At 71.7% G+C, this 5,655-nt stretch carries 4 protein-coding genes and 1 pseudogene; all 5 read left to right on the top strand.

From position 1 onward, the window contains the following. Nucleotides 1–992 (top strand): VWA domain-containing protein (locus tag VF794_RS16890; protein ID WP_331111628.1); only part of this gene is annotated, 992 nt, incomplete at its 5' end. A 220-nt stretch (nt 993–1,212) separates the two neighbouring features. After that, on the top strand, nt 1,213–3,447 hold the full coding sequence (locus tag VF794_RS16885) for a protein-disulfide reductase DsbD family protein (RefSeq protein WP_331111627.1): 2,235 nt from the start codon (nt 1,213–1,215) through the stop codon (nt 3,445–3,447). A gap of 37 nt (nt 3,448–3,484) precedes the next feature. Further along, on the top strand, nt 3,485–4,072 hold the full coding sequence (locus tag VF794_RS16880) for a thioredoxin family protein (RefSeq protein ID WP_331111625.1): 588 nt from the start codon (nt 3,485–3,487) through the stop codon (nt 4,070–4,072). A gap of 54 nt (nt 4,073–4,126) precedes the next feature. Beyond that, nucleotides 4,127–5,161, top strand: coding sequence for an aldo/keto reductase (locus tag VF794_RS16875; protein WP_331111623.1), 1,035 nt, complete (start codon nt 4,127–4,129; stop codon nt 5,159–5,161). Nucleotides 5,162–5,309: 148 nt separating this feature from the next. After that, a pseudogene (locus VF794_RS16870) lies at nt 5,310–5,655 on the top strand (hypothetical protein); the annotation flags it as partial.

Genomic DNA, 5,655 nt, shown 5'->3' with positions numbered 1-5,655 from the left:
TGCCCCTGCGCATCATGGACTCCGGCGCGCGGAACGCCCTGGCCGAGCGCCTTTCCGCGCTCCAGGCGGGTGAGGGCACCGCGCTTCACGAGGCGGTGGAGTCGGGTGCCGCCGCCGTGCGCCGGCTGTTCATCCCCGGTGCGCGTCCGAAGCTGCTGGTGCTCACGGACGGAGAGCCCTCGGTGGGCCCGCGCTCGCTGGCGGACTTCCGCACGCTGGGCACCAAGGTGGCCGAGGCCGGGATGACGTTGCACGCGCTGGGGTTGGGGCGGCACTACCTGCCGGAAATCCTCGAGGCCCTCACGGGGCCCTCGGGCACGGGCTTCACGCACGTGGACGACCCCGAGGGACTTCCGGTGGCCGCCGCGGCGCTGGTGGCCGAGCTCTTCGGTGAGGTGGGCACGGACGCGCGCTTGTACGTGCGCCCCACGGGCTTCACGGAGCTCCAGTGTCGCCACCGCTACGCGGCGCGCGTGGAGGGGGATGCGCTGAGCGCGGGGCTGGGCTCGCTCTCGCACGCCTTCCCACGCCGGGCGCTCTTCACGGGGCGCCTGGAGCTGGCGGACTGGTCGCTCGGGGTGACGACGACGTGGACGGAGAATGGCGACACGCGCCGGGTGACGGTGCCGGTGCAGCGGGTGCTGCCCGACAGCCCCGAGGGCCGCTTCATCCGCGCGGTGGGCGTGGAGCTGGACCTGGTGGGCGCCGAGTCCGCGGCCTGGAAGGCGCTGATGCGACGCAACCCGGTGTCGGCCGGGCAGGCGCTGATGCAGGCCGAGGAGGCGCTGCGCGAGCTGGTGAAGCTGGCGGTGGAGGAAGTGCCGGCCAAGCGCCACGTGGAGCGGCTGGCGGACCTGAAGGTGGCGGTGGAGCGCCGCGCGGGGGGAGACCTGCCGGCGTTGTTGGTGCGCCGGGCCCGGGCCGCGGATGCGCGCACCGGGCTGAGCATCATCCAGCCCGCCATGCCCGTGCGGAAGGTGGAGAAGAACTGAGGGGGCGCCTGGGTCGAGCGTTGCCTCCGCCTCGCCCGGAGAGCAGGCGGACGGCGCCGAATGTCCCCACCCCCGTCACCGCTGGCGCGCTGCCCCCCTCTCCGTACCCAGGGGCCCGGAGTGTCCGCGTGGGAATGCCCGCCTGCCTGGACGGTTGATGGTCTCCAGTCGGCGGACGTGAGGCTGGCGGCCGGCGAGCCGGTGGGTTAACGGGAGACGCATGAAGCAGCTGCGGGTACGACGTCTGGGCTGGGGCGGACTTCTCTTCGCGGTGCTGGGGCTCTTCCTCGGCGCGGGCGTGGCTCGGGCGGAATTGCCGGCCACGGCGGTGGCGCGTGGCGCGCCGGACCAGGGCGATGAGCGCGTGGAAGCGGCCCTCGTGACGGACGTCACCCAGGTGAAGCCCGGTGACACCTTCCGGGTGGGGGTGCGCTTCCGGATGGACCCACACTGGCACATCTACTGGAAGAACCCAGGAGAGTCGGGCCTCGCCTCCGAGGTGACGTGGGACACGCCGGGCACCACCGTGGGCGAGCTGCAGTGGCCCGCGCCCTCCACCTTCCGCACCCCGGATGGCTACATCACCACCTACGGCTACGAGGAGGAGGTGCTCCTCTTCGCCGAGGCCCAGGTGTCCGAGAAGGCCACGGGCTCGCTCCAGCTTTCGGCGGCGGCGGACGTGCTGGTGTGCGAGGTGCACTGCCTGCCCGCGCAACTCATGCTCACCCGCAACCTCCCGGTGGGCTCCAAGACGCTGCGGGACGCCGAGCATGCCCCCGCCTTCGACGCCTCCCGCGCGCGCGTGCCGGTGACGCCCGAGAGCGCCGGCCATGTCGTGACGCTCGCGCTCGACGCGAAGCCGCTCACCGCCGGCCAGCCCTTCACCGGCACCCTCACCCTCACGGGCCAGGCCTCGCACACGGTGGAGAAGGACTTCTTCGTGCCCGAGCGCATCCGCGGCCTCGCGCGCCTGGCGCTGTCGCCCGTGGCGGGCAAGCCCGGCACCTTCAAGCTGGAGGGCGACGTCGCCCCGACCGTGCCCGAGAAGGAGCCCCGGCTCGCGGGCGTGCTGCGCCTGGGGACGGCCGCCGCGGGCTACCAGGCGCTGTCGTTGGATCTGCCGCTCGCGCCCGTGGTGGCCGCAGCGCCGGGCGCCGCCGCGGTGAAGGCATCGCCTTCCGGGGTGGGGACGGCCGTGGCACCGGAGTCCTCGCTGACGGTGGGGCTGGTGCTCCTCTTCGCCTTCCTGGGCGGCGCGCTGCTCAACCTCATGCCGTGCGTCTTCCCGGTCCTCGCCCTCAAGGCGTATGGCTTCACCCGCACCGTGCACTCCGAGCACGGGAGGGTGGGCGCGCACGCGCTGGCGTACGCGGGCGGCATCGTGGGCTCGATGTTGGCGCTGGCGCTCGTGGTGCTGGCCCTGCGCGCGGGCGGAAGCACCGTGGGCTGGGGCTTCCAATTCCAGGAGCCGCTCTTCGTCGCGGCGGTGAGCGCGGTGCTGGTGGCCTTCGCCCTCAACCTCTTCGGCGTCTTCACCGTGGGCACGGACGGCACCGCGCTGGTGGAGAAGGTGGACGCGAGCCACGGCCTGTCGCGCAGCGCGGGCGAGGGCGTGCTGGCGGTGGTGCTGGCCACGCCCTGCTCGGCGCCGCTGCTGGGCACGGCGGTGGGCTTCGCGCTCGCGGCGGGTCCCGCCATGGTGCTGGCCACCTTCTTCATGCTGGGCCTGGGCCTCGCGATGCCCTTCTGCCTGCTGGTGCTGGTGCCCGGACTGTCGAAGTTCCTCCCCAAGCCGGGCGCCTGGATGGAGCGCGGCAAGCAACTGCTCGGCTTCGCGCTGCTGGGCACCACGGTGTGGCTGGTGTGGGTGATGGGCGGCCTCACGGGCGTGGATGGCATGGCGCGGCTGCTCTCCTTCCTCGCGCTGGTGGGCCTGGGCGCGTGGATGTACGGGCTGGCGCAGGGCGTCTCGGGCGGGCGCAAGGCGGCGGGCGTGGCGGGCGTGGTGGCGGTGCTCGTCCTGGGCGGCGTCCTCACCCTGCGCTTCGAGGAGACGGGACCGGCCCTGCGCAAGGGCTCGGTGGTGGCCGATGCGCAGCCGTGGGATGAGGCGGCGGTGACCGCGGCGCTGGCGGCGGGGCAGCCCGTCTTCATCGACTTCACCGCGGACTGGTGCCTCACCTGCAAGTTCAACGAGCGCACCGTGCTGGCGCGCGAGGAGGTGCGGGCCGCCCTCGCCGAGCACAAGGTGGCCTTCTTCGTGGCGGACTGGACGCGGCGGGACGCGCGCATCAGCGCCAAGCTGGCCGAGTTCGGCCGGGCGGGGGTGCCCATGTACCTGGTGGTGAGCCCCGCCGCCCCCGACAAGCCCGAGGTGCTGCCCGAGCTCCTCACCACGGATTCCGTCGTCGAGGCCGTGCGCCGTGCCGCCCGGCGGGTGGCCGACGCGATGTAGAGGTTTCTTCCGCAGTACCCACAAGGAGAGTCGAGCAATGAAGCCCTTCTTCACCGCAGTCGCCCTCGCCGTGATGCTGCCCGTGGTGGCCCTCGCCGCCGATACCGCCCAGGTGGGAAAGCCCGCCCCCGCCTTCGCCCTCAAGGACGAGTCGGGCAAGGAGCACTCGCTGGCGCAGTACAAGGGCAAGGTCGTCGTGCTGGAGTGGACCAACCCCGGATGCCCCTTCGTGCAGCGCCACTACACGGCGGGCACCATGCAGAAGACGCTGGCGGGCCTGGACGCCAAGAAGGTGGTGTGGCTGGCGGTGGACTCCACCTCCAGCAACGCGGCGGAGAAGTCCGCGGCCTGGAAGAAGGAGAAGGGCTTCACCTACCCGGTGCTCCAGGACGCGAGCGGCACGGTGGGCAAGGCCTACGGCGCCAAGACGACGCCGCACATGTACGTCATCGATGAGCAGGGCGTGGTGCGCTACGCGGGCGCCATCGACGACGACCCGCGCGGCAACAAGAAGGAGGGCATCACCAACCACGTGAAGACGGCGGTGGACGCGCTCCTGTCCGGCAAGCCGGTGCCGGCCGCCACCACCGAGCCCTACGGCTGCTCGGTGAAGTACAAGAGCTAGAACGAACGTCACCGCGCCCGTCGGCGCGTTCCTCTGGATGGGAAGGTCGATTCCATGGAGTTCCGACAACTCGGCGGCTCAGGCTTCAAGGTCCCCGTACTCAGCCTGGGCACCGCGACGTTCGGTGGCACCAACGAGTTCTTCAAGGGCTTTGGTGAGAGCGATGTGAAGGAGGCCACCCGGCTCGTCGACATCTCGCTCGAAGCCGGGATGAACATGTTCGACTCGGCCGACGTGTACTCCAGCGGAGCGGCCGAGGAGATCCTGGGCCAGGCGCTCAAGGGCCGGCGCGAGCGGGTGATCATCTCCACCAAGGCCACCTTCCGCGCGGGCCCTGGCCCCAACGACGTGGGCTCGTCGCGCTACCACCTCATCCGCTCCTGCGAGGCGAGCCTGCGCCGCCTGGGCACCGACTACATCGACCTGTTCCAGCTCCATGGCTTCGACGCCGTCACGCCCGTCGAGGAGACGCTCAACGCGCTCGACGACCTCGTGCGCGGCGGGAAGATCCGTTACATCGGCTGCTCGAACTTCTCGGGCTGGCACCTGATGAAGTCGCTGGCCGTGTCGGAGCGGCACAACCTCGCCCGCTACGTGGCCCACCAGGCCTACTACTCGCTCATCGGGCGCGAGTACGAGTGGGAGTTGATGCCGCTGGGGCTCGACCAGAAGGTCAGCGCCGTCGTGTGGAGCCCGCTGGGTTGGGGACGGCTCACGGGCAAGCTGCGGCGTGGCCAGCCCCGGCCGGAGGGCACGCGGCTCCAGAACTCCATGACGGCCGCGGGCGGCCCGCAGGTGGCCGAGGAATACCTCTACCAGGTGGTGGACGCGCTGGATGAGGTGGCGAAGGAGACCGGCAAGACGGTGCCGCAGATCGCCCTGAACTGGCTCCTGCAGCGGCCCACGGTCGCCAACGTCATCATCGGCGCGCGCAACGAAGAGCAGCTGCGCCAGAACCTGGGCGCGATCGGCTGGAACCTCACCCCGGAGCAGGTGGCGAAGCTCGACACGGCCAGTGCCATGCCCTCGGCCTACCCCTACTGGCACCAGCGGCAGTTCGCCGAGCGCAATCCCTTCCCGACCTCCTGAGGCCCGCGAGGAGCGCGGGCGACGGGGCTGATCGCTCATGAGGCGGGCATGGGAACAGGGCCTTGGAGCGATCGGTGCGCTTGGCACCCCCGCCCTTCTGTCCATCTTCTCCTTGAACGAGCGACAGCCCCGGCGAGGAGAGCGGCGTATGCGAAAGGGTCTATGGCGGTGGCAGGCGGTTCTAGGCGTGCTATTCGGGACGGCCTGCCAGATTCAATCCTCGCCCCCGGAGAAGGGCTCCTCCGAGGAACGCGTAGTGGTGGTGCGGGGGCGGGCCCAGGCGAGCAGCGAGCGCTCCGAGCAGGCCTCACAGGAGGCGGAGGAGGCACGCGAGCAGGCGGATGACGCCCGGACCCTGGCCGAGCAGGCGCGCGATGAGGCGCAGGGCGCTCGGGCCGAACTGGAAGAGGCCCAGGAGCGCGCCCGGGAGGCCGAGGCTCGCGCGACGCGGGAGCGCAGCGAGGAGGCGCTCGAGGAGGCGCGGAGTGCCCGGG

This window comes from Archangium sp., assembly GCF_036389735.1.
Classification (GTDB): Bacteria; Myxococcota; Myxococcia; order Myxococcales; family Myxococcaceae; genus Archangium.
This window is presented reverse-complemented; position numbering and strand designations above follow the sequence as displayed.

Coding starts and splice junctions, on each gene's coding strand:
- VF794_RS16875 (WP_331111623.1), top strand. CDS start 4,127: ATGGAGTTCCGACAACTCGGCGGCTCAGGCTTCAAGGTCCCCGTACTC.
- VF794_RS16885 (WP_331111627.1), top strand. CDS start 1,213: ATGAAGCAGCTGCGGGTACGACGTCTGGGCTGGGGCGGACTTCTCTTC.
- VF794_RS16880 (WP_331111625.1), top strand. CDS start 3,485: ATGAAGCCCTTCTTCACCGCAGTCGCCCTCGCCGTGATGCTGCCCGTG.